30 protein-coding genes are annotated in these 26,611 nt (G+C 71.9%); 11 read left to right on the top strand and 19 right to left on the bottom strand.

Annotated features, from left to right (window positions below; all coding sequences use genetic code 11):
• Positions 1 to 116: 116 nt before the first annotated feature.
• From ABFJ78_RS47410 to ABFJ78_RS47390, 5 genes are read right to left on the bottom strand one after another with little or no spacing between them, the layout of a single operon-like run.
• Positions 117 to 968, bottom strand: a complete 852-nt coding sequence (locus tag ABFJ78_RS47410; RefSeq protein WP_436394065.1) for a TIGR03620 family F420-dependent LLM class oxidoreductase — start codon at positions 966 to 968, stop codon at positions 117 to 119.
• 28 nt (positions 969 to 996) lie between these two features.
• Positions 997 to 1,686 carry a TetR/AcrR family transcriptional regulator gene (locus ABFJ78_RS47405; RefSeq protein WP_436394064.1) on the bottom strand — a complete coding sequence of 230 codons (690 nt, stop codon included), beginning with the start codon at positions 1,684 to 1,686 and terminating at the stop codon, positions 997 to 999.
• 28 nt (positions 1,687 to 1,714) lie between these two features.
• Positions 1,715 to 2,644 carry a phosphotransferase enzyme family protein gene (locus ABFJ78_RS47400; RefSeq protein ID WP_436394063.1) on the bottom strand — a complete coding sequence of 310 codons (930 nt, stop codon included), beginning with the start codon at positions 2,642 to 2,644 and terminating at the stop codon, positions 1,715 to 1,717.
• Positions 2,645 to 2,655: 11 nt separating this feature from the next.
• A complete protein-coding gene (locus tag ABFJ78_RS47395; protein WP_436394062.1) occupies positions 2,656 to 3,837 on the bottom strand; it encodes a pyridoxal phosphate-dependent aminotransferase in 1,182 nt (393 codons plus the stop codon).
• Between the two features lie 33 nt (positions 3,838 to 3,870).
• Positions 3,871 to 4,779 (bottom strand): hypothetical protein, encoded by a 909-nt coding sequence (locus ABFJ78_RS47390; protein WP_436394061.1) that lies wholly within the window; start codon positions 4,777 to 4,779, stop codon positions 3,871 to 3,873.
• Between the two features lie 211 nt (positions 4,780 to 4,990).
• On the opposite strand from ABFJ78_RS47390, the gene ABFJ78_RS47385 reads away from it, so the two are divergent.
• From ABFJ78_RS47385 to ABFJ78_RS47375, 3 genes are all read left to right on the top strand, one after another.
• Entirely contained in the window at positions 4,991 to 5,290 is a 300-nt protein-coding gene (locus ABFJ78_RS47385) for a YciI family protein (protein ID WP_372664258.1), read from the top strand.
• Between the two features lie 118 nt (positions 5,291 to 5,408).
• Positions 5,409 to 6,002 carry a dihydropteroate synthase gene (locus tag ABFJ78_RS47380; protein WP_436394060.1) on the top strand — a complete coding sequence of 198 codons (594 nt, stop codon included), beginning with the start codon at positions 5,409 to 5,411 and terminating at the stop codon, positions 6,000 to 6,002.
• Positions 5,999 to 6,736, top strand: a complete 738-nt coding sequence (locus ABFJ78_RS47375) for a dihydrofolate reductase family protein (protein WP_436394105.1) — start codon at positions 5,999 to 6,001, stop codon at positions 6,734 to 6,736. Before ABFJ78_RS47380 ends, ABFJ78_RS47375 begins: the two co-directional genes overlap by 4 nt.
• Here the strand turns inward: ABFJ78_RS47375 and ABFJ78_RS47370 are convergent.
• Genes ABFJ78_RS47370 through ABFJ78_RS47355 form a run of 4 tightly spaced genes read right to left on the bottom strand, consistent with a single transcriptional unit; the run spans position 6,723 to position 9,915 of the window.
• Positions 6,723 to 7,958, bottom strand: a complete 1,236-nt coding sequence (locus ABFJ78_RS47370; protein ID WP_436394059.1) for an RNA polymerase sigma factor — start codon at positions 7,956 to 7,958, stop codon at positions 6,723 to 6,725. The genes ABFJ78_RS47375 and ABFJ78_RS47370 overlap by 14 nt on opposite strands.
• The gene (locus ABFJ78_RS47365; RefSeq protein ID WP_436394058.1) at positions 7,955 to 8,278 is read right to left on the bottom strand and encodes a YciI family protein; all 324 of its coding nucleotides are present in this window, start codon (positions 8,276 to 8,278) and stop codon (positions 7,955 to 7,957) included. Before ABFJ78_RS47365 ends, ABFJ78_RS47370 begins: the two co-directional genes overlap by 4 nt.
• Positions 8,279 to 8,297: 19 nt before the next feature.
• Positions 8,298 to 8,900, bottom strand: a complete 603-nt coding sequence (locus ABFJ78_RS47360; protein ID WP_436394057.1) for a dihydrofolate reductase family protein — start codon at positions 8,898 to 8,900, stop codon at positions 8,298 to 8,300.
• A gap of 49 nt (positions 8,901 to 8,949) precedes the next feature.
• Positions 8,950 to 9,915, bottom strand: coding sequence for an RNA polymerase subunit sigma-70 (locus ABFJ78_RS47355; RefSeq protein ID WP_436394056.1), 966 nt, complete (start codon positions 9,913 to 9,915; stop codon positions 8,950 to 8,952).
• 110 nt (positions 9,916 to 10,025) lie between these two features.
• Here ABFJ78_RS47355 and ABFJ78_RS47350 point away from each other — a divergent pair, with 110 nt between their 5' ends.
• Both ABFJ78_RS47350 and ABFJ78_RS47345 read left to right on the top strand, forming a co-directional pair.
• Positions 10,026 to 10,253, top strand: coding sequence for a hypothetical protein (locus tag ABFJ78_RS47350; protein ID WP_436394054.1), 228 nt, complete (start codon positions 10,026 to 10,028; stop codon positions 10,251 to 10,253).
• A 23-nt stretch (positions 10,254 to 10,276) separates the two neighbouring features.
• A complete protein-coding gene (locus ABFJ78_RS47345) occupies positions 10,277 to 11,131 on the top strand; it encodes an aminoglycoside phosphotransferase family protein (RefSeq protein ID WP_436394053.1) in 855 nt (284 codons plus the stop codon).
• Here the strand turns inward: ABFJ78_RS47345 and ABFJ78_RS47340 are convergent.
• Positions 11,115 to 11,687 carry a CGNR zinc finger domain-containing protein gene (locus ABFJ78_RS47340; protein WP_436394052.1) on the bottom strand — a complete coding sequence of 191 codons (573 nt, stop codon included), beginning with the start codon at positions 11,685 to 11,687 and terminating at the stop codon, positions 11,115 to 11,117. The two genes, ABFJ78_RS47345 and ABFJ78_RS47340, sit on opposite strands and share 17 nt — an antisense overlap.
• Before the next feature lie 82 nt (positions 11,688 to 11,769).
• On the opposite strand from ABFJ78_RS47340, the gene ABFJ78_RS47335 reads away from it, so the two are divergent.
• The gene (locus ABFJ78_RS47335; RefSeq protein ID WP_436394051.1) at positions 11,770 to 12,930 is read left to right on the top strand and encodes an epoxide hydrolase; all 1,161 of its coding nucleotides are present in this window, start codon (positions 11,770 to 11,772) and stop codon (positions 12,928 to 12,930) included.
• On the opposite strand, the gene ABFJ78_RS47330 is transcribed toward ABFJ78_RS47335, so the two are convergent.
• The gene (locus tag ABFJ78_RS47330) at positions 12,909 to 13,628 is read right to left on the bottom strand and encodes an AraC family transcriptional regulator (protein WP_436394049.1); all 720 of its coding nucleotides are present in this window, start codon (positions 13,626 to 13,628) and stop codon (positions 12,909 to 12,911) included. The genes ABFJ78_RS47335 and ABFJ78_RS47330 overlap by 22 nt on opposite strands.
• A 54-nt stretch (positions 13,629 to 13,682) precedes the next feature.
• Between ABFJ78_RS47330 and ABFJ78_RS47325 the strand changes: the two genes are divergently transcribed.
• The gene (locus ABFJ78_RS47325) at positions 13,683 to 14,918 is read left to right on the top strand and encodes an MFS transporter (protein ID WP_436394048.1); all 1,236 of its coding nucleotides are present in this window, start codon (positions 13,683 to 13,685) and stop codon (positions 14,916 to 14,918) included.
• A 46-nt stretch (positions 14,919 to 14,964) separates the two neighbouring features.
• Here the strand turns inward: ABFJ78_RS47325 and ABFJ78_RS47320 are convergent, their stop codons facing one another.
• Entirely contained in the window at positions 14,965 to 15,711 is a 747-nt protein-coding gene (locus ABFJ78_RS47320; RefSeq protein ID WP_436394046.1) for an SAM-dependent methyltransferase, read from the bottom strand.
• 248 nt (positions 15,712 to 15,959) lie between these two features.
• Here ABFJ78_RS47320 and ABFJ78_RS47315 point away from each other — a divergent pair, with 248 nt between their 5' ends.
• Positions 15,960 to 16,403 (top strand): nuclear transport factor 2 family protein, encoded by a 444-nt coding sequence (locus ABFJ78_RS47315; protein ID WP_436394045.1) that lies wholly within the window; start codon positions 15,960 to 15,962, stop codon positions 16,401 to 16,403.
• Between the two features lie 50 nt (positions 16,404 to 16,453).
• Here the strand turns inward: ABFJ78_RS47315 and ABFJ78_RS47310 are convergent, their stop codons facing one another.
• From ABFJ78_RS47310 to ABFJ78_RS47290, 5 genes are all read right to left on the bottom strand, one after another.
• The gene (locus ABFJ78_RS47310; protein ID WP_436394104.1) at positions 16,454 to 17,278 is read right to left on the bottom strand and encodes a DUF72 domain-containing protein; all 825 of its coding nucleotides are present in this window, start codon (positions 17,276 to 17,278) and stop codon (positions 16,454 to 16,456) included.
• A gap of 32 nt (positions 17,279 to 17,310) precedes the next feature.
• On the bottom strand, positions 17,311 to 17,700 hold the full coding sequence (locus ABFJ78_RS47305; protein WP_436394044.1) for an NUDIX domain-containing protein: 390 nt from the start codon (positions 17,698 to 17,700) through the stop codon (positions 17,311 to 17,313).
• 15 nt (positions 17,701 to 17,715) lie between these two features.
• Positions 17,716 to 19,386, bottom strand: coding sequence for a hypothetical protein (locus ABFJ78_RS47300; RefSeq protein ID WP_436394042.1), 1,671 nt, complete (start codon positions 19,384 to 19,386; stop codon positions 17,716 to 17,718).
• An 81-nt stretch (positions 19,387 to 19,467) separates the two neighbouring features.
• Positions 19,468 to 19,830 carry a VOC family protein gene (locus ABFJ78_RS47295; RefSeq protein ID WP_436394040.1) on the bottom strand — a complete coding sequence of 121 codons (363 nt, stop codon included), beginning with the start codon at positions 19,828 to 19,830 and terminating at the stop codon, positions 19,468 to 19,470.
• 30 nt (positions 19,831 to 19,860) lie between these two features.
• Positions 19,861 to 20,265 carry a hypothetical protein gene (locus tag ABFJ78_RS47290; protein ID WP_436394038.1) on the bottom strand — a complete coding sequence of 135 codons (405 nt, stop codon included), beginning with the start codon at positions 20,263 to 20,265 and terminating at the stop codon, positions 19,861 to 19,863.
• A 102-nt stretch (positions 20,266 to 20,367) separates the two neighbouring features.
• Here ABFJ78_RS47290 and ABFJ78_RS47285 point away from each other — a divergent pair, with 102 nt between their 5' ends.
• From ABFJ78_RS47285 to ABFJ78_RS47275, 3 genes are all read left to right on the top strand, one after another.
• The gene (locus ABFJ78_RS47285) at positions 20,368 to 21,504 is read left to right on the top strand and encodes a serine hydrolase domain-containing protein (protein WP_436394037.1); all 1,137 of its coding nucleotides are present in this window, start codon (positions 20,368 to 20,370) and stop codon (positions 21,502 to 21,504) included.
• Positions 21,505 to 21,962: 458 nt separating this feature from the next.
• Positions 21,963 to 22,109, top strand: coding sequence for a hypothetical protein (locus ABFJ78_RS47280; protein WP_436394036.1), 147 nt, complete (start codon positions 21,963 to 21,965; stop codon positions 22,107 to 22,109).
• Positions 22,110 to 22,209: 100 nt separating this feature from the next.
• A complete protein-coding gene (locus ABFJ78_RS47275) occupies positions 22,210 to 24,819 on the top strand; it encodes a CHAT domain-containing protein (protein WP_436394035.1) in 2,610 nt (869 codons plus the stop codon).
• Here the strand turns inward: ABFJ78_RS47275 and ABFJ78_RS47270 are convergent.
• Positions 24,811 to 25,776, bottom strand: a complete 966-nt coding sequence (locus ABFJ78_RS47270; RefSeq protein ID WP_436394033.1) for an aldo/keto reductase — start codon at positions 25,774 to 25,776, stop codon at positions 24,811 to 24,813. The genes ABFJ78_RS47275 and ABFJ78_RS47270 overlap by 9 nt on opposite strands.
• Before the next feature lie 3 nt (positions 25,777 to 25,779).
• Positions 25,780 to 26,568, bottom strand: coding sequence for an SDR family oxidoreductase (locus tag ABFJ78_RS47265; RefSeq protein WP_436394031.1), 789 nt, complete (start codon positions 26,566 to 26,568; stop codon positions 25,780 to 25,782).
• Positions 26,569 to 26,611: the final 43 nt, after the last annotated feature.

Below are 26,611 nucleotides of genomic sequence, written 5' to 3'. Positions count from 1 at the left end.
ACGCGAGGAAGGGCACCTTCAGCACTCGCTGCTCGGTGGATCCAGGTCCGAAGTCCTGAATGCCTCATTCAAGACGTTGGGCGCGCTCGCCGGGCCTCGAGGCCGCGAAAAGCTGGTCAGAGCAGCACTTCGGCCAGCCTCCGGTGGTTCTCGGCCTCCACCTCGGCCGACCGGCCGATCACCTGGACGGCCACGTGGTCGGCTCCGGCGTCCACATGGGACCGCAGCCCCTTCGCGACGTCCTCCGCCGTCCCGTGCAGCGCGAGGTCGTCGATCAGCCGGTCGCTGCCGCCGCCCGCGACGTCGGCGTCGGTGTACCCGTGGCGCAGCAGGTTGTTCACGTAGTTGCGCAGCCCGAGGTAGGGCTCGCGGATGAAGGCGCGGCCGACTTCGCGGGCCTCCTCGGGGTCGCCGAGGACGGCTTTCTGTTCCGGGGCCAGGATCTTGCCCGCGCCGAGGACCGACCGGGCGTGCCGCGTGTGCGCGACCGGCACCAGGTACGGGTGCGCGCCCGCCGTGCGGTCCCGGGCCAGTTCCAGGACCCGGTCGCCGAGCGCGGCGAGCACCCGGGCTTCGGCGGGCACGCCGGCCGCGTCGAGCCGGTCGAGGAAGCCGACGAGCGTCGCGTACGGGCTGTGGTACCCGGTGACGGACTCGGGGTGGCCGACGCCGATCCCCAGCAGCAAGCGCTTTCCGTACCGGTCCGCGAGCCGGTGGTACGACTCGGCCAGCGCCTCCGGCTCGTCGGCCCAGACGTTCACGATCGCCGTCGCCACGGTGATCCGCTCGGTCGAGGCCAGGATGTCTTCGACGAAGGCGAGGTCGCTGATCGACGCGCGCCCGGTGCCGAGCCAGACCGTGCCGTAACCGAGCGCGTCCGCCGCGACGGCGTGCTGCTTGCGCGTCACGTCGTCGCGGTGCGGGGACAGGAAGACGCCGTAGGTGCCGAGGTTCACTACACTTGTCATATGAGCTAATGTAGCAAATGTAGCGCGGTCAGTTCGAGAGGCGGTGCAGCCACTCCCGCAGCATCTGCCGCTCGGTCGGGGTCAACGCGTCGACGTCGTCCGCGAGCTGGGTCGACAAAGCGACCGCGAGCGCGCCGACGGACGAGCCTTCGGCCGGCCGCTCGGCGAGCAGCCCGGCCAGCACCGACTCACGGACCTGCGCGGACATCGCCAGGTCGCGGGTCTCTTCGGGCTGCGCGATCAGGCTGAGCGTGACCCCGCTGTTGGCCGCCGCGAACTGCCGCGCGGCCTCCGCGGCCTCGACGCGCAGCCGGCCGTCGCGCGCCAGCGGCGTGAACAGCTCCAGCAGCATCGCTTCGGCGCTGGAGGTGAGGTTGCACGGCACGCCGGGCTCGATCTGGCCGTAGAGCAGCACGTAGAACTGCGGGTTCTCCAGGCCGTATTCGACGTGCCGGTCCCAGCCGGCGCGGATCCGGTCGACCGGGTCGCCGCCCGGCGCCGGAGCCTGCACGTACTGCGTGAACCCGTAGTTGACGACGGCGTCGAGCAGGCCCTGCTTGCTACCGAAGTGGTGGTACAGCGTGGGGGCCTGGACGCCGGCGCGTTCGCAGATCGCCCGCGTCGACACCGCCCCGCCGTTTGCCTCGTGCAGCAGCTGCCCGGCCGCCAGCAGCAGGCGGTCGCGGGTGCTGGTGGCGTTGCTCGATCGTCCGGCCATGTAGCAATTGTAGCGGCGGTTTGTAGCGTCAGCTCCGGAGCCGCAGCTGCACCCGGCGCAGGCCGGCGAAGGCGTTCAGCACCGCCGGGTCGGTCGTCGCCCCGTCCGGGCGCACCGACCGGTAGCCGTCCAGCAGCGCCTCCCGCAGCTCGGCGCGCTGCGGCAGGTGCTTGAGCTCGTCGAGCGCCACGGCGAGGTCGTAGGCGTAGTGCCCGTACCCGCAGTCGTCGAAGTCGATGGCCCGGACGCGCCCGCGGTGGAACAGGTAGTTCACCTGGCGCAGGTCGCCGTGCACCAGGCCGAAGACGTCGGCGCCGCACCCCAGCCCGGCCCGCACCACGCGGACCCGCTCGACCGCGGCGCGGACCCGTTCGTCCCCGCCGGCCAGCGTCACCGCCCGGTCGAGGGCGGCGTCGGAGAAACCGTCCACCTGGGACCGGCCGAACTCGGTGAGGTCGTCGACGCGCCCTCGGTCGAGGCCGTTCATCCGGGCGCCGTGCAGGTGCAGCCGCGCGGTGAACTCGCCCACCGCGTACAGCTGCGGCGCGCTGAGCCGCTCGTCGACGAACCGGCCGTCGACCCAGTGGCAGAGCACGCAGGTCCGCGGCTCCGGCACGGCCGGGTCGGCGACCACGGTGACCAGGTCCCGCGCCCGCGTCGGCACCGGCCGCGGCACCACGAGGTCGGTTTCCCTGCGCAGCATGGAAAGCCACGCCATCTCCGCGCGCACCTGCGCGGCACCCGGGCCGTCCGCGCGCTCCACCCGCAGCACGTACCGGTGGCCGTCGGCGCCGTCGACGCGGAACGTCGTGTTGAGCCCGCGGCCCAGCGGGGTCAGCCGGGCGACCGGCACGTCGTAGTCGGTCAACGCGGCTTCGGCGAGCCGGCGCAGGCGCCGGGTGCGGCCCGAGCGGTCCAGCTCGGCGAACGGCCGGTCGTTCGCCGTCGAGCCGGCCATGGCCCACGTGCTCAGCTGATCGACCGTTCCGGCTCGCGGGAGTGCGCGACGAGCTCGATCGTCGGCGTGTGGCGCCCGCCGCCACCCAGCCGCTCGACCCCGCGCAGGCCCTCGACCAGCCGCTCGACCTCGGTGTCCGGCCGCACCCCGAAGCGCATGAACTGGCTGGTCATGCCGATCTTGTTGCCGCACTGGCGTACCAGCAGGTGGTGCTCGGCGAGCAGGTAGTCGCACAGCTCGGCGCCGTCCACCGAACCGGGCAGCTTGACGAGCAGGAAGTTCGCCTGCGACGGGAACACCGTCAATTCCTGGAACTGGTTCAGCTGCGAGTTCATCATGAACCGGTCGAGGGCGAGCTTCTTGAGGCTGTCCTCGTACTCCGTGCGGTGCTCGGCGAGCATGAAGATGACCGTTTCGGCCAGCGAGTTCAGGTTCCACTTCGGCAGCGCGCCGGACAGCTTGCGCGTCAACGCCGGGTTCGACACCTGGTAGCCGAACCGGATCCCGTGCAGCCCGAAGTTCTTGCCGAGGCTCTTCAGCACGATGACGTTCGGCCGCACGACGGCTTCGGCGGCCACCGACGGGCTCATCTCGGCCTCGACGAAGTCGATGAACGACTCGTCGATCACCACGAGGTCGAGGTCTTCGAGGGCGTCCATGAACCGGACGACCTCGCGGCGCGGCAGGTAACCGCCGTCGGGGTTGTTCGGGTTGCACAGCACCGCGACCCGGGAGCCGCGGCGCTTGATGAAGTCGACGTAGGAGTCGACGCGGAGCTCGAAGTTGTCGGATTCCTTGAGCAGGAACATGTCGACGCGCTTGCCGGTCTCCAGCGGCTGGTCGGTCCAGCGGCCGAACGTCGGGATCGGCACCGCGATGCTGGCGTCCACCAGCAGCCGGTCGATCCAGGTGATCAGCTCGGTCGAGCCGTTGGCCAGCGAAATCGTCGACGGGTTGAGCCGCAGCACGTGCGCCAGCTGCGCGGTGATCGCGCCGGCGTCGCTCGGGTAGAACTTGAGGATCGTGCGCAGGTTGCGCTCGAGCTCGCCGAACATCTCGTCGGTGGGGAAGTACGGGTTGCAGGGGATGCAGAAGTCCGCGAGGTCGTCCGCGTGCTGGCCCATCGCGCGCGCCACGGAGAAGAACGACGGGCTGTGCGCCGCGCTCTGCTGGAAAAGGCCTCTGGTGGTCATACCGTGCCGCACGCGTGGTCTCCGTCCGCCGCTTTACCGGCCCCTTGCCTTCCCGATGGGGACACGGGTGAATCGGACGGGCGGTTCAATGCCGGACAGCGCGTAGATCCCGGTACCGGCCAGCGCCGCCGCGGCCAGGACGGACAGAGCCAGCACCGGCAGCGGTGCGGCGAACGGTGAGACGCCGGTGAAGGACTCGACACCGATGACCGCCGTGAGTACGGCGTCGGCGGCGACCGCGAGCTTCACGACCAGCAGCCGGTGCGCCTCGGGCCAGCGCGTGAACCGCAGGACCCAGGCCAGCGCGGGCAGGACGAGGATCGCGTGCATCGCGACCGCGTGCAGCGGCTTGAGCGAGCCGGCGGTCGTGTACGCGGCCTGCGGGTCGCCGCCGCGCGCCGCGACGACACCGCGGCCGATCATCACCGCGCCGGTGGCCAGCGCGACCAGTAGTACGACCAGGCCGGCGCGGACGGCCAGGCGCAGGCTCGCCGCTTCCGGCCCGGGTTCGACCAGCGCCGCGGCGGTGAAGCCGATGACGACCAGGACGAGCACGCCGCCACCCGCGGCGAGCGACATCGACACGGCGGTGTCGAACGGCGTCTCGAAGTTGAAGTGCGACGGCACCCCCCGCCAGGCCTGCATGCTGACCAGTACGACCTCGACGACGCTCGCGGTGGTGAACGCGCCGAGCAGGATCGTCCGCGGCCGCGGGCGGAGGGTGAGGAACGACGTCGCCCAGGCGACCGACGCGAGCGTCAGCCCGAACGACAGGCCGAAGGTGACGGCCTTGCGCATCGACAGCGGGCCCAGCCACGAGCCGCCGGAGGCGATGAGCACGATCGCGTGGACGACGCCGCCGACGAACAGCGCCGCGCCGACGGCGTAGGCGATCTTCTCGGCTCGCCTGCCGTCGTGCCGGATCCGGGTCAAAGCGTTCATGGGATGGAGTGTCGCGCCCGGGAGGGTGTCACCGCGTCGGCCCGGTGGCGGCACCGCGGCGTACGACGACGGGCGTACGGCAATGGCGAAGAATATCGAAAAGCGCGGGTAAAGGAATTGCGGTGTTCTTGACCGAATAAGGGGAAAACAAGTGCGGCGCGACACTCGCCAGGCGGATGCGTCCCGGCCGGAAGGGTTCTACCATCGAATCATGTACATCGCCCTGCTGACCTACACGGCACCCGAGACAGAAGTCGACTATGCGCTGCCGGACCATTCGGAATGGTTGCGCAAACAATTCACGAAGGGGGTCTTCCTCGTTTCCGGAAAGGGGAACGGCGCGGCCGACCAGGTGATCCTCACGCGGTCGGTGCTGCGCGGCAAGCTCGACGCGGTGCTCGCCAGCGACCCGTTCGTCGTCCAGCGGCTCGCCCGCTACGAAGTCATCGAATTCACCGCCACGCGCACCGCGCAGGAGCTGCTGGCGATCAACGAGGCCATCGCCTCCTGAGGAGTTCCGCCACGGACGGGTGGCCCGGCGACGAGGCCCCGCCACCTGCCGGCGAAGAATGCTCTCTCCCTGGCTCGCTTATGATCGCGAGGCACGGACGTCCAGCAGGGAGAGCGCGATGAACACCCCCGACCTCGTCTTCCGGGGCCGCCGGTTGAGCAGGGACCGCGCGCTGGTGCTGGCCGCGATCCAGGTGCTCCCGGAGCCCGACGCGGCGCGGGAGGCGGTCGTGAGCGCCGTCGAGGACGGCGCCGACCTCGTGGGTTTCGCCGGATCCGGCGTCGAACCCCTGATCTCGTGGGCGCGGGACAAGTTCCCGGGCCTGTTCCTGGCCGTCGACACCGCGGACGCTTCGGTGGCCGCGGCCGGCTGCGCGGCCGGCGCGGACCTGATCCTCGCGCGGACCGACCTCACCGACGTCGCGGCGCGGTTCGGCGCCGGTTACGCCGGCTCCTCGAAAGCCGACCTACCCGGGTTCGTGCTGGACGTCGGCGTGCTGCGGTCGGCGCCGTCCCTGTCGGAGGACGTCCCGGTGCTGGTGGAAGTGGCCGGTGACGGGACCCCGGCCGGCCTGGCGCTGGCGGCGCTCGCGGCGTCGGCGGGCGCGGCGATCATCCGGACCCGGCACGTGCGCGCGACGCGGCACGTGGCCGAGATGGCGGCGAGCATCGCGGGCACGCGCCCGCCGGCGAAGGCGGTCCGATGGGAGTGATCCGGCAGATCTGGCCGGTCGAGCGCGGCCTCGACGACCACGACCTGGAGCAGCTGTACCGGTACCCGGCCGATCCGCGCTGGGTGGCGGTCAACTTCGTGTCCAGCGCGGACGGCGCGATCACGGTCGAGGGGCGCTCGGCGAGCCTGTCGACCCCGGCCGACCGGATCGTCTACCGGCTCGGCAACGACCTCGCCGACGTCGTGCTGGTGGGCGCGGGCACGGCGATGGCGGAGGGCTTCGAGGGCATGCGCCCCGACGAGCGGACGGCCGAGCGCCGCCGCCGGTTCGGCCTGGCCCCGATCGCGCCGGTCGCGGTGGTGACGACCGGGCGGTCGCTGCCCGCGGACGCCCCGGTGATCACGAAGGCGGCGGTCCCGACGCTGGTGTTCACGTCCGAGGCGGCGCCGCTTTCGCTGCGTGAGGAATGGACGGCGAACGGCGCCCGGGTGTTCGTCGCGGGCTCGACGGGCGTTTCGGCCGCGCGGGTCGTCGAGACGTTGGTGGCCGAAGGACTCGGCCGCATCGACTGCGAGGGCGGGCCCCGGCTGTTCGGTTCGCTGATCGAGGCCGGCGTCGTCGACGAGTTCCGCCTGACCGTGGCGCCTTTCCTGGTGGCGGGAGCGTCGAGCCGGGCGGCGGTCGGCGGGGCGCTCGATCCCGCGTCGCTGGAGCTGGCTTCGGTGCTCACGGACGGCGCGAGCGTGCTGCTGAGGTACCTCAGCCCCCGGTAGGCAGCTGGTCGCGGCGGCGGGTCAGGGACGCGGTCTCGGCCGTGTTGCCCGCCAGCTCGATGGCTTTGTCGTAGGCCGCGCGCGCTTCCGGACCACGGCCCAGCCGGCGCAGCAGGTCGGCGCGCGTGGCGTGGAACGGGTGGTAGCCGGCCAGCTGGGGCTCGAGCTGGTCGACCACCGCCAGCGCCACCTGCGGGCCGTCGAGCTCGGCGACCGCGATGGCCCGGTTGAGCGCGACGATCGGCGAAGCGTCGATGCGGACGAGCTGGTCGTAGAGGGCGAGGACCTGCGACCAGTCGGTGTCGCGCATGTCGGGTGCGGACGTGTGCACGGCGTTGATCGCGGCCAGGATCTGGTAGCGGCCCGGCGCCACGCGAGCGGCCAGGCGTTCGCGCACCAGCCGGTGGCCCTCGGCGATCAGCGCCGCGTCCCAGGCCCCGCGGTCCTGCTCGTCGAGAGCGACCAGTTCGCCGCCGGCCGAGACGCGGGCGGGGCGGCGGGCTTCGGTGAGGAGCATCAGCGCCAGCAGCCCGGTCACCTCGCCGTCGTCCGGCAGCAGGGCGTGGATCAGGCGGGTGAGCCGGATCGCCTCGGCGGTCAGGTCGTGGCGCACCGGATCGGTGTCCGGGCCGGTCGCCAGGTAACCCTCGTTGAACACGAGGAAGAGGACGGTCAGCACGCCGGAGACGCGAGCCGGCAGATCTCCGGCGGACGGCACGCGGTAGGGGATGCGGGCCGCCTTGATCTTGGCCTTCGCGCGGGTGATCCGCTGCCCCATGGTGCTTTCGGCGACCAGGAAGGCGCGGGCGATCTCGGGCACGGTCAGGCCGCCGACCATGCGCAGCGTCAGCGCCACGCGGGCTTCCACCGCCAGGGCCGGGTGGCAGCAGGTGAAGACGAGCCGGAGCCGGTCGTCGTCGATGGCGCCGAGGGGTTCGGGCGGGTCGTCGTCGTACACCAGCCCCGCCTCCTTCTGCTTGTCGTCGCGCTTGCTTTCACGCCGGATCCGGTCGATGGCCTTGCGCTGGGCGGTGGTGGTCAGCCAGGCGCCCGGGTTCGGGGGCACGCCGTCGGCGGGCCACCGTTCGACGGCGATCGCGAACGCCTCGGCAGCCGCCTCTTCGGCGACGTCGAGGTCACCGAAGCGCCTGGTCAGGGCGGCGACCACCCGGGCCCACTCCGCGTGGTGCGCCCGGGTGATCGCCTCTTCGACGTCGGTCACAGGAAGGGCCGCACTTCGATCTTGCGGTCGCAGACCTTCGACGCCTCGGTGGCGAGCTCGAGCGCGACGTCCAGGTCGGGGGCCTCCCACACCCAGACGCCGGCGAGGTACTCCTTGGACTCGAGGAAGGGCCCGTCGGTGACCACCGCCTGCTCGCCGCGGTTGTCGACGACGGTGGCCGCGTCGGTGTCCGCGAGCCCGCCCGCGAAGACCCAGTAGCCATCGGCGATCAGCCGCTCGTTGAACTCGCTGATCAGGGGCTGGCGGTCAGTGCTGCCGGGGTTGCTCTTGTCGTCGATCACGGAAACCAGGTAGCGCATGCTCGTTCTCCCGTCGTGGTCAGGCGGTCGCGTACTGCGGGCGGCCGGCCGGCCGGTGGACCTGGATCGTCACGCCGTGGGCGTCGACCCGCGAGTCAACCAGGTCGAGCGCGAGGTCCGGGCCGGTTTCCGGGAACAGCCGCGTGCCCTGGCCGACGACCACCGGGACCACGATCAGGGTCATTTCGTCGACCAGGTCGTTCGCCAGGAGCCACCGGACCAGGGTGCCGCTGCCGTGCACCTGCAGTTCGCCCCCGGGCGCGGCCTTCAGCTCCCGGATGGCCGCCGCGAGGTCACCGCGGAGCACGGTGGAGTTCGCCCAGCTCGGCTCGGTGAGCGTGGTCGAGGCGACGTACTTGGGGGCGGCGTTCAGGGCGGCGCCGATGGGGTGGGCGTCCTGGGGTCCCCAGGCGCCGGCGAACAGCTCGTAGGTGCGCCGGCCGAAGAGGAACGCGTCGGCGTCCTGGTAGGTCCGGGTGATGAACGCCCGGGTCTCGTCGGCACCCTTCCCCAGGGCCCAGCCGCCGCGTTCGAACCCGTTCCGGCGGTCCTCCGCCGAGGCGCCGCCATTGCCCTGGACGACTCCGTCGAGGGTCAGCTGGGTCATGGTGGTCAGCTTCATCGGGGCTCCCTGTCTTCGGCGCCGCCCCTTTCGGGCGGCCTCACCCCTGCTACGAACGCCCCGGCCCGGATCCGACAGCCTCTTCGGAGAATTTTTCCGGCAGGCCGAGCCGCGGGAACCGGTCGGCGTGGAAGGTGACGATCTCGGTGATCAACCCACCGGTGACGCGCAGGACGTCGATGGTCAGGGGCAGGTAGGCGTCGTGTTCTTCCTGCCACTGGTAGAAGGCGATGGCGGGCTGCCGGTTCACTCCGGTGAGGACGGCGTGCAGGCCGGTCATGCTCTCGAAGCCGCTCTCGACCCAGTCGTTCACGACGGCGTCCCGGCCGACGTGCAGGCCCGGGGTCGGTGGCATCGAGCAGCGGACGTCGTCCCGCAGCAGGGCGGCGAGCGCGTCGACGTCGGTGGCCACGCTGGCCTCGGTGTAGCGGCGCACGAGCTCCCGGGTGCCGGCGTCGTCCGGGCCGCCGGTCCAGTCCTGCCGTTCGGCGGGCAGGTGCGCCCGCAACCCGGCGCGGGCCCGCTGGAGGGCGCTGTTCACGGAGTTGACGGAGTCCCCGAGCAGCTCGGCGACGTCCTTCGCGGGCCAGCCGACGACATCCCGCAGGATGAGCACGGCCCGCGGCCGCGGCGCAAGGTGCTGAACGGCGACGAGGTAGGCGAGTTCGATGGTCTCCCGCGCGAGGGCGGCGTCCTCGGGGGTGAGCAGCTGGTCGGGGTAGGGCTGCAGCCAGCGGACTTCACCCCCGGTGGCGGGCTCGGGGCGGATCTTGGCGAGCAGGTCAAGGCAGGCGTTGGTGGCGATCCGGTAGAGCCAGGCCCGGAAGGTCGACCGGCCTTCGAAGGTGTCCCGGCGGCGCCAGGCCCGGAGCAAGGTCTCCTGGACGGTGTCCTCGGCGTCCTCGAAGGAGCCGAGCATCCGGTAGCAGTGGACGTGCAGTTCCCGCCGGTGTCGTTGGGCCAGTCCGGTGAACTCCGGTTCGTCCACTTCTTGCAGCCGCGTGTCCGCGCTCATCACGTCATCCTTCCGCCTCGGGGTGTCTTGTCCTAAGTGAGACGGGAGCGGGCGCGAGAACTCATCACCGGGCCGCGGTCAGGGGCCTGGCGCCGCGCTACCTTGCCGGGGTGGAGATTCTGGGTGCGTTCGGGGAGTTCGTCGGGCCGCGGGGTGAGCCGGCCTCGTGCGCGCTCGGCTGGACCACCGGGTCGGACCCGCACGTCGCTCGCCTGTGGGGCACCGACCAGGTCATGCGGCGCGGCCGCCGGGCCTGGTGGATCGACGTCCTCGACCTGCCGCCCCGCGGCAGCGTGACCCGGCCGGGCGCCGGAAGTCCCTGGATCGGCCGCTCATAGTGCTGGGAGAAGCCGGCACACGGTTGGTCAGTCGATTCGGTCCCGCGGCCGAGGCGTGGCTCGCGGAGCTTCCGGCCCTCGCCGCGCGGCTGGCTTCCCGCTGGGGGCTCGTGCTCGGCGAGCCTTTCGAGAGCGGAGCGTCCTCCATCGTCCTGCGGTGCCGGTGGCCGGACGGAACGCCGGCGGTGCTCAAGCTCAGCCCGGATCGGGCGCTGCTGACCCAGCAGGGCGAAATGCTGCGCGTGTTCGCGTCGTCGGGCCGGGTGCCGGCCGTGCTGGCCATGGACGCCGAGGCCGGTGCCATGGTGCTCGAAGAGGTCCGGCCCGGCACCGAGGCCGAAGACCTGCCCCAGACGTCGTTGCCGCGGCAGTGGGGAGAGTTGCTCGCCGCGCTGCACGCCGTGGCCCCGCCCGAGGGCTGGCCGTCGCACCTCCGCGGTCGATGTGACGAGGCCTTCACCCGCATCGGCCGGCGGCTGTCCGAACCGGCCATCGGCACCCGGATCAGCCGAGACACCTGGCAGCGGGCGAGGCGGCGCTGCGGCGAATTGCTGGACACCCAGTCCACGCTGGTGTTGCTGCACGGCGATCTGCACCTCGGCAACGTCCTCGACGGCGGCCCCTCGCGTGGCCTGGTCGCGATCGATCCCAAGGCGTGCGTCGGCGATCCGTGCTTCGACGCCGTCGATTACGTCGTGGCAGGCGCCGGGCACGAGGGTGTCGAGACCCGTTGCCAACGGGTAGCGACCGCGTGCGGGCTCGACGGCGACCGGCTCTACACGTGGAGCCAGGTGATCGCCCCCATGTTCGCCATCGCCTACCTCACCTACGACGGTTCCGGGCAGGCGATCGACGAACTGCTCACCCTGGCTCGCTGATCCCGCGCTTCTTGGCGGTGAAGCGCGCTTTCTTCTGCCGGTTCCCGCACGTGTTCATGTCGCACCACCGGCGGGTGCGGCTTTGGCTGGTGTCGAAGAAAGCGGCCTGGCAGGTCGGCGAGGCGCACAAGGCCAGTTTTCCGTCTCGTTCGCCCGCGATGATGCTGATCGCGTCGGCGGCGATCACGCCCAGCGCGTCTTCCACGGCGGAAGGCGAACTGAGCCGCCAGCGCCGTTCGCCTTCGGGCGTCAGGACAGCCGCGGCCCGGCCCTGCGCGCTGCGGTCGTTGATGACCTGGACCGCGGCCGCGGGGAGAGCGTTTTGGGTCGCGGCCGCGGTCGCGGCCGCGTGGATCGCTTCCCGCAGCTCCCGAGCGAGTTCGAGCTGGGCGGTGGTGCAGGACTCCACGGCGAGCCCGCTCACCGCCAGCCACTCGACGAGCCGGTCGGGCGTGGGAATGCGCTCCACCGAGTCGCCGCGACGCTCCGACAGCGTCCCCGTGAAGCTGGTCGCCAGCACGTTGCCGAGACGGAAACCAGGGACCTCGGCGCGCATGGAACCAGCTTAGCAGGTTGCCCCTGAGCGGCGACCCGTGTTAGAACCGTCTTAGCCGGTTCCACGATGGCCAGGAGGTCTCATGCCCGACGTGCAAGCATTCGAAGCCCACGCGACCGACGCCGACCTCGACGACCTGCGCGCACGGCTGGCCGCGGCGCGGCTGCCGGAGGCCGAGACGGTCAAGCGGCGATGGGAACAGGGCGTTCCCCTCGCCGACCTCGTCGAGCTCGTGGACTACTGGCGCACCGGGTACGACTGGCGGTCGTTCGAAGCGCGCCTCGACCGGATCGGGCAGTTCCGCACGACCATCGACGACCTGGGAATCCACTTCCTGCACCGTCGATCCGCGCGTGCGGACGCCACGCCGCTGCTCCTGACGCACGGCTGGCCGGGCAGCGTCGCCGAGTTCGCCGACGTGATGGACGAGCTGGCGAATCCGGAAGAGGTGGCTGCGCCGGCGTTCCACGTCGTGGCGCCGTCGTTGCCGGGCTTCGGTTACAGCGACAAGCCCGCCACCACCGGGTGGGGAACCGAAAAGATCGCGGCCGCCTGGGTCGAACTGATGGAACGGCTTGGCTACCACAAGTTCTTGGCCCACGGCGGCGACTGGGGAGGCGTGATCACCACGATCCTCGGCGGCCGGTTCCCGGAGCACGTTCTCGGCATCCACACGACGACCGCGCAGGCGCCACCAGGGTTGTCCGCGGACGGGCTGACCGCGACCGAGCGCAAGTGGGCAGCGGAAACCCGCGAATTCTGGCTCCACCGCGCGGCATACGCGAAGCAGCAGGCCACCCGGCCGCAGACCATCGGCTACTCGCTCGTCGACTCACCGGTCGGGCTGCTCGCCTGGATCCTGGACAAGTTCGCCGAGTGGACGGACACTTCGGACAGTCCTTTCGAGACGATCTCACGGGACCGCGTCCTCGACGACGTCACGCTGTATTGGCTGACGCGCACCGGCGCGTCGGCGGCCCGGATCTACTACGAGAGCCACAACTCGCTGGACCCCGAACTCCGGGTCGACGTCCCGTCGGCGATCAGCGTGTATCCGCGGGACATCGAGAAGTGCCCGCGTCCCTGGGCGCAGGAGCGGTTCCGGCGGATCGTCCGCTGGGAGGAGCCGGAAGCCGGGGGACATTTCCCGTCGCTGGAGGTTCCCGGCTACTTCGTCAACGATCTGCGAGAGGGCCTCGCGGCGGTGCTGGCCGCCGGCCGTCACCGGACCATGGCCCGGTAGCTGCCGGGCGTCCGGCCCATGGTGCGGGTGAACGTTTCGACGAACGCGCTCGGTGTGGCCCAGCCGCAGCGGTGCGCGGTCTGGGTGACGCCGGCGCCCTCGGCCAGCTGGATCATCGCGTGGAACACGCGGGTCGTGGTGCGCCACTGCGGGTAGGTGGTCCCGAACTCGAGGCGGAACAGCCGGGACAGCGTGCGCTCGCTGGTGCCCGTGTGCCGGGCCAGCCACGCCGTCGTCCGGGGCCGGCTGAGGTCGTCGGTGACGAGGCGGCACGCGTGGGCCAGCCGGGGGTCGCGGGCCTCGGGCAGCGTCAGCGGCTGGTCGTGGGCGCGGCGGAGCCGATCGCGGAGGACGGCGTGGAGCCGGGAAGCTTCGGCGGCGTCGAGGCCGGGATCGGTGCTCGCCAGGAGCAGTTCGCGCAGCAGCGCGCCGACCGCGACGACGGCGGGCGCGCTGCCGTCCAACGGCGCGTCGTCGACGGGGAACATGAGGGTGAGGACCTCGGAGGCGCCGTAGACACGGTGCTCGTGCCAGGTGCCGGCGGGGATCCAGACGGCGCGGCCGGCGCAGGCCACCCACGCGCCGCGGTCGGTCCGGACCGCGAGCACGCCCCGGATGACGTGAACGAGCTGGTGTTCGTCGTGCCGGTGCCGCTCGATGACGTGGCCGGCCGCGTGCCGGTGGCGGTTTTCTGACACAAGTCGACAGATTATCGGAAGTGCCGCCCGGGTGGCTGCTGCGAACGTGAGCGCATGACGACCAACCGCCTCCGCCGCGTCGCGATGGACACGCGACCGCTGGCGGACCCCGTGTTCCGCCGGACGTTCGCCGGCCAAGGTGCCGCGGTGGTCGGGACGGTGGTGACCGAAGTCGCCGTGCCGGTGCAGATCTACGACCTCTCGCACTCGTCGTTCGACGTCGGTCTCGCGGGGCTGGCCGGGCTCGTCCCGATCCTGGTGTTCGGGCTCTACGGCGGCGCGGTCGCCGACGCCGTGGACCGGCGCCGCCTGTACCTGGCGTCGTCGGCGCTCACCTGGACGGTCACGCTCGCGTTGCTCGCCCAGGCGGTGGCCGGACTCGGGTCGGTGCCGCTGATCCTCGCGCTCGTCGCGGTGCAGTCCGGCGGCTTCGCGGTGTCGTCCGCCGTCCGCGGCGCGATCGTCCCGGCCCTCGTCCCGCCCGGCCTGGTGCCCGCGGCCAACTCGCTCACCTACACCGCGTCGACGGTCGGGCAGGTGCTGGGGCCCCTCGTCGCGGGCGTGCTCCTCGTTCTCCCGAACGGGTTCTGCTACGCCTACGGCGCCGACGCGGTGTTGTTCACCGCGGCGCTCTACGCGACTTTCCGGCTCCCGCCCCTGCCCGCGGCGGACCCCCTCGGCCGCCCCGGCCTGCGCTCGGTCCTCGACGGCTTGCGCTTCCTGGCCGGCCGCCGGGTCCTGCTGATGTCGTTCCTGGTCGACGTTTTCGCGATGGTGCTGGCCATGCCGACGGCGTTGTTCCCCGAGGCGGCCGAGACGAAGTGGCACGGCGGTGTGGGCCTGCTGTACGCCGCGATCGCGCTCGGCTCGGTGCTGGCGGGGGTGTCCAGCGGCTGGATCGGCCGGGTGCGCCGCCAAGGAGCCGCCCTCACGGCGGCGGTGGCGGTCTGGGCGGGCGCGGTCGCGCTGGCCGGACTCGCGCCGAGCTTGTGGCTGGCGGTGGTGTTGCTGGTCATCGCGGGCGCGGCCGACTTGGTCAGCGCGGTGTACCGGCAGACGATCCTGCAGACGGCGGTCCCCGACCGGCTGCGCGGGCGGCTGCAGGGGGTGTACACGGTGGTCGTCACCGGCGGTCCCCGGCTCGGTGACCTGCGCGCCGGGATCATGGCTTCGGCGTTGCCGCTCGCGGTGGCCTGGTCGGGAACGGCGTTGGTGTGCATGGTGATCGTGGTGGGCTGTGCGGTGTCGGTGCGGTCGTTTTGGCGCTACACGCCTGCTGACCGGATGTGAGGGAGTCCCGGTGTCGGGTCACCGGGACTCACTCACATCACTGGTGTCAGCGGTCCATCAGAGCGAACACACCCCAGCCGAGGTACTCACGCTGGTACCGCGCGTGGCGTGCCGGAGCGTCGGTGAGTTCCGCGCGCATCTGCTCTGCCAACTCGTCGTCGGGATTCGCGTCCAGCCAGCGGCGGGTGTTGAGCCACTGGGCCGCGACGTAGCGGTCCCAGCTGTCCTGGTCGGCCAGGACCATCTCCACGACGTCACAACCCAGCTCCCCGAACTGTTCCAGCAGTTCCGGGAGGAGGTGGAAGTCGTCCGCGCTGGTGGCGTGACAGCCTTCGACGGTGGCCTGGTCCAGGGGTTCCCGGCGCCAGAACGGTTCGCCGACCAGCATCATGCCGCCCGGTCGCAGGCTGCGGCGGAGCAGGTCCACGGTGCCGGCGACGCCGCCGCCGATCCAGGACGCACCGACACACGACCCGATGTCGACCGGGTCGCCGGCAACGTGGTTCGACGCGTCGCCATGGGTGAAGGTGACCTGGTCGGCGACGTCCAGTTCGATCGCTCGCGCCCGGGCCTTGGCCACGAACGCGGTGCTGATGTCGACGCCCGTTCCGGTGATGCGGTGATCTCGGGCCCAGGTGCACAGCAGCTCGCCCGAGCCACAGGCCAGGTCGAGCATCCGGGTGCCGGGCGCCGGGTTCAGCGCCTCGCCCAGGACGGCCAGTTTCCGGCTGGTGAGCGGGTTGTGGATGCGGTGGCCGCTCTCGCGGATGGTGAAGCTACGGGGTAGATCCACTTCGGGGATTCCTTACGTCCAAAGGGTAGTCGGAGTGGTCAGCGATGAGCCGGCTACCCGGACAGTCATGAAATGCACCTCTTCGGACGGAAGGTCGTACGGTTCGGCGGAAGACTAGGTGGGTCGCCGGTGCCGGTCCACCGGTTATCGCGTCGACCCCGAACGCGCTCTCGTGCCGAGGAGAGTGCGACATGTCCTGTCGCGCTGCTAGCCTCGGCCGAGGCGGCACCGGGTCAACGGGGGTGGGGATGGGTTTGAGCGTCGGCGACCGTCTGGAAATCCACGAGGTGATCGCGCTCCACGGTCACCTCTGTGACGCCGGTAGCTATGACCGGTTCGACGAGGTGTTCACACCCGATCTCGAGGTTGACGTCAGCGATCTCGGTCTGCGACCGGTACCGGCCGACGATTCATCCCGGTCGCGTCTGGACGCGTATATCGCTGTCGCGCATCGACGGGCCCCGGGCACTGTGCTTGCCATCCACGTCACGAACGTCGTCGTCGGTGAAGACGGCGACGGCGCGCGGGCATGGTCGAAAGGCATGACCGTGCACCAAGATGGTTCGGTTGCCAGTTTCACCTACGAGGATCAGTTCGTGCGCACGAGTCAGGGCTGGCGGATCAGGCATCGGAAAGTCTCCCCTCGACGCGAGCCCGGAGGCGGGGTCGAGCCACTCGTGCTGCCCGCCTGAACGTCGAGGGCCGGCCTGCGATCGGGTATGGAACAGCCGCGTGATCCCGCTCAGAACAGCGTCGCGGGCTCGACCGGCTCCGGCTCGGGCAAGGCGTCGAGGCCGGGCACCAGCGCCCGCACCTCCTCGTGGAACCGGCGGGCCAGCGCCGGCGCGTCGACGTTGTCCGGCGTGTGCACGAAAACCGTCGGCGATCGCCCCTCGCGCAGCCAACCGGCGACCACCTCGACCCACGGCCGCCACCCCTTGACCGTCTCCTCGACCGAGTCCCGGCCCAGATAACGCACGATCGGCCGGTCGGTCAGTGCCCGTGTCCGGCGCGGCAGCCGGGGTTTCTTGGCCCACGCGTCCTGCTCGGCCTCGCTGGCCGGCGGGCTCTGGAAGAACACCGTGGTGTCGAACGGAACCCACTCGGCGTCCGCGGCGGCGAGCGCCCCCTCCAGCAGTGACGTCGAGCCGGCGTCGGTGAAGAACCCGGGGTGGCGCACCTCCACCGCGCGCCGGCGGTCGGCGGGGAGCCGGCGCAGGAAGCGGCCGAGGGCGTCGACGTCCGACGGCCCGAACGAGGCGGGCAGCTGCGTCCACAGCACCGCCCGGTCGCCGAGGGGCTCGAGCGCGTCCAGGAACGCGCGCATCTCGATCTCGACCCCGGCGAACCGGCGCTCGTGCGTGACGAGCTTGGGCACCTTGACCACGAACCGGAAATCCGGGCCGGTCTGCTCCGCCCACGTCGCGACGGTGGCGCGGGAGGGGGTGGCGTAGAAGGTGGTGTTGCCTTCGACCGCGTTGCACCAGCCCGCGTAGGCCCGCAGGCGCTCCTTCGCGGGCAGCGACGGCGGCAGGAACCGCCCGGGCCACGCCTTGTGCGTCCACATCGCGCAGCCGACGTGAAGAATGGAAGCTCCCATCAGAGCAGCCGGCGGAAGTGTTGCGCCATCTCCAGCTTCCGCGCCTCTTCCGTGGTCAACCAAGCGAAGTCGTCGTGTTCCTCCGGATTGAGCACGACGTCTCCCGCGCCGTCCTCCTCCACCGTGTACACGAAACCGTGGATCTCCATCGCGCGCCCCGCCACGTCCGGCCAGGCGGTGCGGGAGAGCTCGCCCGTCACCTGGACCTTCAACCCCGTCTCCTCCACCACCTCGCGGATCGCCGCCGCTTCGAAGTCCTCGTCCGGCTCCACCGTTCCGCCCGGCAGCTCCCACCGTCCCGAAAGGAACACGCCCGGCGCGCGCCGGAGGAACAGCACCCGGTCGCCGCGGGCTATCCAGCAGTACGCCAGGTACTTCGTCTCCGTCATGCGGGCGATTCTCGCTCAGTTGGTCTTCGACGTCGGCAGGTGGGCGCCGAGGTACCCGACGTACACCGTGCCCGTGCGGTCGGTGTCGTCGAGGAAGTGCAGCCGCGGTGCCGGTGCCTTGAAGCGTTCCAGGGCGATGTGGGCGCCGAAGTAATCACGGCCCGCCGGGTTCGTCCGCGGGTCGACGCGGAACGTGCGCGCCTGGCGGAGCCGCTCGTTCGTGGTCACCGTGTCCGACTCCGCCAGGGCGATGATGTTGGCGCTGATCAGCGAGCCCGGCTGGCCGGTGCGGGCGAACGCGAGCACGTCCGACAGCTCGGGCCCGGGGTCCTGGCCCGCGTCGAGCAACGTCGTGCGCGCGCACGCGTACGCGTCGAGGGTGCGCAGTGCGTCCCACGCCTTGCGGCGCCACGCCGTGGCTTTCGGGTGGTGGTCGAGGATCGCGGCGGGCGCCGGCTCGGCCGTGATCGCGAGGTGCTTGAGCGTCGCCGACGCGGCGCCGATCAGCTCGGCGAAGCTCGGGAACTCCTCGGGCGGCCGCTCGGCGGCGGCGACCTCGTCGTCGGCGTCGTGGAACCGGGCCAGCGTGCCCGCCAGCAGCCCGTTCACGCGTCTGAGCTCGTCGCGCTCGGCTTCGGTCTCCTCGAACGCGCGCGCGTAGTCGTCCACCGCCCCCTGCAACTGCGCGAGCTGCGTCCGCAGGCACCCGACGTCGACCGCGGACAGCTCGTCGAGACGGCGGCGGAGCGCCTTCGCCTCGCCCGCGTGCCGGTTCCGTTCCTCGGCGTCGGCCTTCGCCTTCTTGCGCAGGATCGTGATCACGCCCCGCGCCTCGGCCAGCTCACGCTCGGCGCGGTCCAGCTTCTCCGTCAGCCCGGCGTCCGGTTCCCGAACCGGTGCGTCGAACGGGTCCGCGGCGTACCAGGCCTGCACGCTCGGCACCTCGGCCCATTCCGCGGGCAACGGCGTCCGGCCGCGCGTCTGGAGCAGCCGCGTGATCGCGCCCTGCAGCGCCTCGCCGGACACCGGGCTCGCGGTCTCGACGTAGTCCGGGAGCTGGTCGCACAGCGGCGCGTACAGCCGCGCGCCCTGCGGCACCTCGTAGCCGAGCGGCACGTGCTGGTTGAGCGTGCGGCGGAAGCGGTCGTCGACGTCGAACACGTTGACCAGACCGGGCCAGCCGTCGACCGGGACCGTCGGCGGTTCGGTGAGCACCAGCACCGCCGACGTCCGCCAGTCCGCCACCAGCGCCTCGCCCAGCAGTTCCGCGACGCGGTCGCACTCCTTGCGAGACCACCCGCGCATCGCGAGAACCGGGGCTTCGATCGGGATCTCGTCACTCCCGCTCGCGCCGAGCTCCTCCAGCCCGATCCGCTGCGCCGGCGCTTCGTGGCAGCTGCGCCACGGCCGCGTGCACGCGGCGGCCAGCAGCCACGCGACGCGGTCCTCGCCGGCGTGGTAGCACAGGGAAAGCAATACCTGAACGGAGTAGCGGCCGCGACCGTCCGTCCAGCCGAACTTGAGGTCGCAGCGGCGCGATCCGCCGTCGTCGGACGAGCCGAGGTCGGCGACCGTGTAGTCGTCGTGCTGCCGCTGGCGGGTGATGAGCCTGCTGCGCAAGGCGTCCAGGGGGCGTTTTCCCTCGGTGGGGACCAGTCCGTGGTGCCAGATCCGGTGCACCCCCACAGGACTCAACTCCGTTCGCCGGAAACAGGACCTCAGCCGAACATAGCGGATCCTGTGACCGGGCGAACGCGGGGCGTCACGTCATTCACGCGTCCAGAGGCAGAAGGGGTGCCCGGCCGGGTCGAAGCAGACGCGGACGTCGTCCTGGGGCTGGAAGTCCGCGACGACGGCGCCCGCGGCGGTCGCTTCCGCCGTAGCCGCGGCGAGGTCGTCGACCTCGATGTCGAGGTGCAGCTGCATCTGCTGGGCGCCGCCGGCCGGCGGCCACACCGGCGCGATGTGGTCGCGCTCCAGCTGGAAGGACAGCCCGGCGCCGCCGTCGTCCGGGCGCAGTGTCACCCATTCCGGCTCGTCGGTCTTGATCGGCCAGCCGAGCAGCTTCGAGTAGAACCCGGCGAGGGCGCGCGGGTCGGGCGCGCCGAGCACGGTGGAGGTCAGCTTCATGGTCCGGTGGTACCCGCCGGCCCGGGACTTCTACCGGGCCGGGCCGTTCTGGGTGTCGAAGTAGGCGACGGGCGGGCCGACGCCGCGCCACGACGTCGTCGCGAACACCGCGGCCCCCGACAACGCGAGCAGCGCGGTGAGGACGGCGAGCGTGGCGCCGATCCGGCCCGGGCCGGGCCGCGTGCGCGCACCGGCGCGGACGCCGAAGACGAGCGCCAGCACGCTGATCGGCAGCAGCGCGAACCACAGCGCGCCGAGCACCAGCACGAAGGCCTGCGCGACCCAGGAGAACGTCCAGGCCGTCACGACCGGCGGGCGGACGATCAGCCAGGCGGCCCACGTCGCGACGGCCAGCGTGAGCCCGGACGCGCCGATCGCGAGCGACGCGATCGCCAGGCCGCGGCCGGGCCGCGTGGTTTCGGTCGGTTCCCCCATACCGAAGACATCCCGGCCGGCCGCCCCGGCGTTACGCGGAATACCGCGGAGCCGCGCGGGTTGATCCCAGGACACAGGCTGAAGATCACTGAGGGAGCCGCCATGTCGTCCGAGCACATCCAGGGGACCGTCGCCGACGGGTTCGAGGCCGTCCGCGAGGAGTTCGCCGCCGTCGCGATCGACGAGGGCGGGGACTACGCCGCCCAGCTCGTCGCGCACGTCGGCGGCGAGCGCGTCGTCGACCTGTGGACCGGCCCCGAACTGACGGCCGACTCGCTGACCGGCGTGTTCTCCTCGACCAAGGGCGCGGCGCACCTGGTGGTCGCGCTGCTCGTCCAGGACGGCGTGCTCGACCTCGACCAGCGGGTCAGCCACTACTGGCCGGAGTTCGGCGCGGCGGGCAAGGCCGCGATCACGCTGCGGGAGCTGCTCGCGCACCGCGCCGGCGTCGTCGGCGCGGACGACGGCTTCACGGCCGAAGAGCTCGCCGACGACCGCGTGATCGCCGAGCGGCTCGCCCCGCAGCGGCCGTACTGGCGGCCGGGCACGGCGTTCGGCTACCACGCGCTGGTGATCGGCGCGCTGACCGGCGAAGTCGTCCGCCGCGTGACCGGCCGCAGCATCCAGGAGCACTACGAGGAGCGCGTCCGGAAGCCGTTCGGGCTGGACTTCTACCTCGGGCTGCCGGAGGAGCTGGAGCCCCGGTTCCTGACGACGCAGCCGATGCTGCCGACGCCGGAGCAGCTGGCCGAGCTGGAGGCCGGCGCGACGGGCGCGGACAGCATCACGGGCATCGCGTTCAACCGTAACCACCCGAAGGCGCCGGAGCTCTGGGAGCTCCCGAACCTCAAGGTGGTCCGCCGCTTGAGCCCGGCTTCGGTGGGCGGCGTGGCCTCGGCGCGCGGATTGGCGGGCATGTACGTGGCGGCGACCGAGCTGCTGAACCCCGAGACGGCGGCCGAGTTCGCGCAGATCCACTCGGTGGGGGACGACCTGTCGACCCGCAACCACAACGCTTTCGGCCTCGGGTTCGCGGTGGTGTCGGATGATTATCCGGTACTGGGGCAGGGGGCGTTCGGGCACAGCGGCGCCGCGGGATCCCAGGCGTTCGCCGATCCTCGGAGCGGGTTGGCGTACGGGTACAACCGCCGCCGGTTCGCGTTCCCGGGCGGGGCCGCGCCGGAGAACGTGCGGCTGGTGGGCGCGATTCACCGCGCGGTGACGGCAAAGCGAGGCTGACTGTCCACAACGGACTGTGCGGGCAAGCGCTTCCGGTCCGGCGAAGCCGGCGCGGGCGGCCTCGGCTGGGTTCTCGGCCGAGGCTCCGATTGGCAGGGTTGGCCGGAACCGGTCAACCCCTGGCCGAACCCGGCCAGCCCGGCTCGAGCGGCGACTGCAGGAGTCGCACTCCGCGCCCGGACCAACACGTCACCCCGGACGGCTCCGCCGCCGCTCCGCCACCCAGCCGGATGCACGTCCCCAATGGACGTCGTTACAGAGTTCACTCGTTAGGACGCTCCAAGCGGGACGTTTCGCCTGATCACGGACGTCGGACTGACTTTCCGTAGCGAAAACCCTCCCGATCAATGCTCCGTTGTGCAACTATTGGGCCGTTCGCGGGGAGAGGGCCCCGCGAGGGGGACTCACCGTCACGGTCAGCGTCCCCATGCAGATCCCCAGGGGAGAGGAGATCGACCATGTCGACGCCCACGGACACCAAGCCCGAAGAAGCTCCGGAGCCGACCGAGGAGCCGGCCCCCGTCGTCGAATGGACCGACGAGGACGGCAAGGTTCACAAGGACCACCCGGTCCACATCGAGTGCAGCGGCAGCTGCTACGAGTAGGAGACCGAGCTTCACCGATTCGTGATCGCCCGCCTGCCGATCTTCTGCCGGTAGGCGGGCTTCTTTCTGCTACGGACTGTGCTGTCATAGGAGAGTGCCTGTGACAAACCTGGACCCGGTCGAGGCCATCGAGAGGGTCCGAGCGCTCCAGCAAGCGGCGTCCGACGCTTCTTGCGTGGCTCGCTTCCATGAAGGTGTCCGCCTGCTCAAGCGCGGCATGGCACTCCTCGACGCGGTGCACCCCGTCGCCGAGGAACACCGCAGCGACTGGCTGGTCGCGAGGATCCGCCTGTCGAGCCTGCTGGTCGCGCTCCGATCGGAGATCAGCGGTGACGTCGCCGCGGGCCTGGCCGGTCTCGATGACGTGCGCTTGCTGATCAGCGCCGTGGAAGAGCCCCTGCTGCACGCCGAGCTGAGCGGTGCGCTCAACCACAACTACGCGATGCGCCTGAAGACCGTCGGGCGCAACGAGGACAGCCTCAAGTACTTCGAGGCGGCGCTCGAGCACAAGGAGTACCGCCTCGCGCGCGCCGAGGACCCGGGCTCGCTCATGGGCACCTACGTGCTGAGCCTGTCGTCCCGCGGCTGGGTGCACACCCTGCTCGGCAACGTCGGCCAAGCCCGCGACGATCTCACCCGGGCGGTCGAGCTCGCCGAGAAGTACGAGCTGCACGCCCTCGCCGGGGACGTCCGGCGCAACCTGGGCACCCTCGCGCTGCGGACCGGTGACGTGCCGGAGGCGCTGCGGCTGTTCGAGGAGAGCGAGCGGACCTACCGCGCGATCGGCGCGGACGCGCCGGCGGTGCTCGGGCGGGAACAAGCCCAGGCGCTGCTCGCCGCCGGGCTGGCCGAAGAAGCCAGCGACCACCTCGACGAGGTGCGGGTGGTGATGGAGAAAGAGGTCAGCGTCGCCCGGGAGCTGGCGACCGTGGAGCTGCACCGCGCCACCGCCGCGTTGATGACCGACGACCTCGACCTCGCCCGGGAGACCGCGGCTTCCGCACGCCGGCGGCTGCAGCGGGTCGGGTGCCAGACCTGCCTGGCGAACGCGACGGTCATCGGCCTCAAAGCCGACACCCGGGACGCCCTGCGCGGCGGGGAGGTGCCGATCGGCCTGCCGACGCGGGCGCTGCGGGCCGCGGAGAAGATGCAGTTGCCGCGCCTGGCCGACCAGGCCGCCACGGCACGCATGCTGGCCGTCCGCCTCGACATCCGCCGCGGCAACCTCAAGCGCGCCACCGAAACCCTCCAAAAGGTCCCCCGCCCCGGGCAGCTCACCCCCATCGACTACCGGATGCTGCGCCGTCTCTGCCGGGCCGAGCTGGCCGTCGCGCAGGGGAGCCGGGCCAAAGCGCTGACCGAAATCCGCTCGGGCCTCACCGAACTCGATGCCGTCCGCGACCGGATGGGCGGGCTCGACCTCGTCTCCGGGACCGCTCTGCACGGCCAGGAACTGGCCGACCTCGCCGTCAAGCTCGTGCTCGAACGCAACGACGCCCGGCGCCTCTTCGTCTGGCTCGAACGGACTCGCGCGCAGACCTACCGGTACGAACCGCTGTCCGCCGGGACCGATCCCGAGCTCGCCGCGCGTGTCGCCGAAGTCCGGGGCCTCGGGCAGGCCATCCAGGAGGCCCAGCACGACGGTCACCCCATCGCCGGCCTGCGCGCGAAGTACAACGAACGCCTGCGCGAGGCACAGCGGCTCGGCTGGCACACCGGGCGCTGGGGCCGGCCGCGGCCGGTGGCCGGGCTCAACGAGGTCTTCGACCGGCTCGGCGACCGGGCCATGGTCAGCTTCGCCGCTTCCGGGGACGAGCTCGTCGCCGTCGTCGTGGCCGGGGGCGAGTGCCGGCTCGTGCGGCTCGGCTCCGCCGGGGCCGCCGCCGAGTCCGCGCGCGTGCTCAACGTCGACCTCGACGCCCTCGCGCCCGACAACCTGCCCGAACGGCTGGCCGAGGTCGTCATGGCGTCGGCGCGCAAGCAGGCCGACAAGCTCGACGCCCAGCTCATCCAGCCCCTCGCCGACACGATCGGCGACCGCGAACTCGTCATCGTCCCGACCGGGCCGCTCTACGCCGTGCCGTGGGGCGTCCTGCCCGGGCTGCGGGGGCGCCCGACCGTCGTCGCGCCGTCGGCGACCGCCTGGCTCGCCGCCGAGCTGACCAAGTCGCCGCGCGCCCGCAAGATCGTGCTCGTGCGCGGGCCCGGCCTGGCCGGCGCGCGCGGTGAGCTGGAGAAGCTGACCACCCACTACCGCACCGCGACGACCATGACCGGCGCCAAGGCCACCGTGAAGTCGGTGCTGCGCGCGATGGACGGCGCCAAGCTCGCCCACTTCGCCGCGCACGGCGCGCACGAGCCGGAGAACGCGCTGTTCTCCCGGCTCGAACTCGCCGACGGCGCCCTGTTCGGGCACGAGATGGCCGGGCTGCGGCAGCCGCCGCGGCAGGTCGTCTTCGCCGCGTGCGAGCTGGCGCTCAACCGGATCCGGCCCGGCGACGAAGCCCTCGGCTTCGCCAGCGCCCTGCTCGCCAGCGGCTCCCGCACGGTCATCGCGCCGCTGTCGCGCGTCGGCGACCTGGCCTCGGCGGCCGCGATGGACGACTACTACCGCGCGCTGGCCGTCCGCGACAGCCCCGCGCTCGCGCTGGCCGACGCGATCGCCGTCGACCCGTTCCGCCGTCCGTTCGTCTGCCTCGGCTCAGGCTGAGAAGGCCGGGGGAGACCACACCAGCCGCGGGTCCGTCTGCACGAAGCTGCCGAGCAGGTGGTCGACGCGGGTCAGGACGTCGAGATCCAGCCGGACGCCGGCGGCCTTCGCGTTCTCGGTGACCTGCTCCGGCGTGCTCGCGCCCATGACGGCCGACGCGACCGTCTCGTGCTGCAGCGTCCACGCCAGCGCGAGCTGCGCCATCGTCAGTCCGGCGTCGTCGGCGACGCCGCGCAGCATCTCGACCCGCTCCAGCAGTTCCGGCATCAGCAGCGGCCGCGCGTGGGGCTTGCCGGCCGCGCGCGAGCCCGCCGGGACGCGCCCGTCCCGGTACTTGCCGGTCAGCACGCCCTGCGCCAGCGGCAGCGAGGCGAACTGCCCGACGCCGATCCGCTCGCCCACCGGCATCACCTGCGCCTCGGGCACCCGCCACAGCATCGAATAGTGCGGCTGGTTGCTGATCAGCGGGACGTCGTAGCGCTCGGCCGCCTCATGCGCCTGCAGCAGCTGCTCGGCCGTCCACTCCGCCGTGCCGACGTACCGGATCTTCCCCTGCCGCACCAGGTCCGAGAGCGCGAGGAACGTTTCCGCGACCGGGGTCCGGTAGTCGAAGCGCAGCAGCTGGTAGACGTCGACGTGGTCGGTGCGCAGCCGCCGCAGCGAGCCCTCCAGCGACGCGATCACGTGCTTGCGGCTCAGCCCGGCGTCGTTCGGGCCGGGGCCCTCCGGCCAGAACACGCCGGTGCACAGCACGAGTTCGTCGCGGCGCACGCCGGCGAACGCCTCGCCGAAAGCGGTTTCCGCGGCGCCGCCGTCCCACGCGGCAGCGGTGTGGAACGTCGTGACGCCGGCGTCCAGCGCCGCGGCGACGCAGCCGGGCGCGTCGTGTGTCAGCCAGTTGCCGTAGGCGATCTCGCTCACGGCGAGCCCGCTCGCGCCGATCCTGCGGTACTCCACTCCTCAGCCTCCCTGGACGGCCATCTCGTCGATCCACGCGTCGACCGCGCCGGCCTTGCGCAGGAACGCTTCCCGCACCGAAGCGTGCGGCAGGATCAGGAACTCCTCCTTGCCGAGCCCGGCCACGACCGCCTCGGCGACGTCTTCGGGTTCGAGCAGCGGCGCCGCCGCGGCGATGGCCAGCGCGGCCGGGTGCCCGGCCGCGATGCCGGGTTCGAGCAGCGCCGTGCGGACGCCGAGCGGGCACAGGGCGCTGACCCGCACCCCGCGCGGCCGGTACGTGATCGCCAGCCACTCGGCGAGGCCGACGGCCGCGTGCTTGGTGACCGAGTACGGCGCGTCGCCGGGCGTGCCGAGCAGGCCGGCGCCGGACGCCGTGATCAGCAGGTAGCCCTCGCCGCGCGCGAGCATCGCGGGCAGCACGACCTGCGCGGCGTGGACGTGCTGCATGACGTTGATCTCCCACGACTTCGCCCACTGCTCGTCCGCCGCGTGGACGCCGGTGCCGAAGGCCGCGCCCGCGTTGGCGCAGAACAGGTCCACCTCGCCGAACTCGGCGCGCGCCGCCGCGACCAGCGTCTTCAGGTCCTTTTTGGACGTCGCGTCGGCGGTCACGGCGATCGCGCGCCCGCCCGCGCCGGCGATCTCGTCCGCCACCCGGCCGGCGCCGGCCGCGTCGAGGTCGGACACGACGACCCCCGCCGCGCCGTCCGCGGCGAAGCGACGGGCCATCGCCGCCCCGATTCCGTGTGCCGCGCCGGTCAGCACGACCACCCGTCCGGTCAGTTCCACGTGGGCTCCCGTATTTTTCGAGCCATTGTTACGCAGGTGAGTG

Origin of the sequence: Amycolatopsis sp. MEPSY49, from assembly GCF_051337345.1 — a bacterium.
Taxonomy (GTDB): Bacteria; Actinomycetota; Actinomycetes; order Mycobacteriales; family Pseudonocardiaceae; genus Amycolatopsis.
The sequence above is the reverse complement of the archived record's forward strand: the minus strand, read 5'-3'. Positions and strand labels throughout refer to the sequence as shown.

Bases quoted from the DNA above. Each gene is read 5' to 3' on its own strand.
- ABFJ78_RS47410 (WP_436394065.1), bottom strand. From the start codon at position 968: ATGACAAGTGTAGTGAACCTCGGCACCTACGGCGTCTTCCTGTCCCCG.
- ABFJ78_RS47405 (WP_436394064.1), bottom strand. From the start codon at position 1,686: ATGGCCGGACGATCGAGCAACGCCACCAGCACCCGCGACCGCCTGCTG.
- ABFJ78_RS47400 (WP_436394063.1), bottom strand. From the start codon at position 2,644: ATGGCCGGCTCGACGGCGAACGACCGGCCGTTCGCCGAGCTGGACCGC.
- ABFJ78_RS47395 (WP_436394062.1), bottom strand. From the start codon at position 3,837: ATGACCACCAGAGGCCTTTTCCAGCAGAGCGCGGCGCACAGCCCGTCG.
- ABFJ78_RS47390 (WP_436394061.1), bottom strand. From the start codon at position 4,779: ATGAACGCTTTGACCCGGATCCGGCACGACGGCAGGCGAGCCGAGAAG.
- ABFJ78_RS47385 (WP_372664258.1), top strand. From the start codon at position 4,991: ATGTACATCGCCCTGCTGACCTACACGGCACCCGAGACAGAAGTCGAC.
- ABFJ78_RS47380 (WP_436394060.1), top strand. From the start codon at position 5,409: ATGAACACCCCCGACCTCGTCTTCCGGGGCCGCCGGTTGAGCAGGGAC.
- ABFJ78_RS47365 (WP_436394058.1), bottom strand. From the start codon at position 8,278: ATGCGCTACCTGGTTTCCGTGATCGACGACAAGAGCAACCCCGGCAGC.
- ABFJ78_RS47360 (WP_436394057.1), bottom strand. From the start codon at position 8,900: ATGAAGCTGACCACCATGACCCAGCTGACCCTCGACGGAGTCGTCCAG.
- ABFJ78_RS47355 (WP_436394056.1), bottom strand. From the start codon at position 9,915: ATGAGCGCGGACACGCGGCTGCAAGAAGTGGACGAACCGGAGTTCACC.
- ABFJ78_RS47340 (WP_436394052.1), bottom strand. From the start codon at position 11,687: ATGCGCGCCGAGGTCCCTGGTTTCCGTCTCGGCAACGTGCTGGCGACC.
- ABFJ78_RS47335 (WP_436394051.1), top strand. From the start codon at position 11,770: ATGCCCGACGTGCAAGCATTCGAAGCCCACGCGACCGACGCCGACCTC.
- ABFJ78_RS47325 (WP_436394048.1), top strand. From the start codon at position 13,683: ATGACGACCAACCGCCTCCGCCGCGTCGCGATGGACACGCGACCGCTG.
- ABFJ78_RS47315 (WP_436394045.1), top strand. From the start codon at position 15,960: ATGGGTTTGAGCGTCGGCGACCGTCTGGAAATCCACGAGGTGATCGCG.
- ABFJ78_RS47310 (WP_436394104.1), bottom strand. From the start codon at position 17,278: ATGTGGACGCACAAGGCGTGGCCCGGGCGGTTCCTGCCGCCGTCGCTG.
- ABFJ78_RS47305 (WP_436394044.1), bottom strand. From the start codon at position 17,700: ATGACGGAGACGAAGTACCTGGCGTACTGCTGGATAGCCCGCGGCGAC.
- ABFJ78_RS47295 (WP_436394040.1), bottom strand. From the start codon at position 19,830: ATGAAGCTGACCTCCACCGTGCTCGGCGCGCCCGACCCGCGCGCCCTC.
- ABFJ78_RS47290 (WP_436394038.1), bottom strand. From the start codon at position 20,265: ATGGGGGAACCGACCGAAACCACGCGGCCCGGCCGCGGCCTGGCGATC.
- ABFJ78_RS47285 (WP_436394037.1), top strand. From the start codon at position 20,368: ATGTCGTCCGAGCACATCCAGGGGACCGTCGCCGACGGGTTCGAGGCC.
- ABFJ78_RS47280 (WP_436394036.1), top strand. From the start codon at position 21,963: ATGTCGACGCCCACGGACACCAAGCCCGAAGAAGCTCCGGAGCCGACC.